Origin of the sequence: Cobetia sp. SIMBA_158 (assembly GCF_046566945.1) — a bacterium.
Classification (GTDB): Bacteria; Pseudomonadota; Gammaproteobacteria; order Pseudomonadales; family Halomonadaceae; genus Cobetia; species Cobetia amphilecti.
In genome coordinates this window covers 1-302 of sequence record NZ_JAWJYL010000193.1, presented here as the reverse complement: position 1 = coordinate 302, position 302 = coordinate 1, and the positions used below count along the sequence as shown (strand labels likewise).

1 protein-coding gene is annotated in these 302 nt (G+C 39.1%); it reads right to left on the bottom strand.

Translation table 11 applies throughout. The features are described 5' to 3' along the window. A partial coding sequence (locus R2R70_RS19595) for a hypothetical protein (protein WP_410978835.1) occupies nucleotides 1-302 on the bottom strand: 302 nt, incomplete at both ends.

The following is a 302-nucleotide window of genomic DNA, read 5'->3' as shown; positions in this document are numbered from 1 at the left end:
AAGCTAGATTCATCGGTTTTTTCTTGAGTGGTATCAAGCAGTACGATTGAGAACTGTTGTTGGTTGTACTGGTTCAGTGCGGCTTTACACGTTGTGACATGTGTAATAGCAAAATTTAGTTTTAGTTCTTCAGTTATAGACTCCGCTTTATTTGTCTGGGGCTCTAACAAAAGTAGGTTTAGTCGACTGCTTTTTTCTAAATGTGTAGATAAAACATTAGCCAGAACTTGCGGTAGCATATCTTGGTTTTCAAAAGGCAAAACAGCATCGATTCCGTAACTACGGGCGGTTGTTTCTGCAAT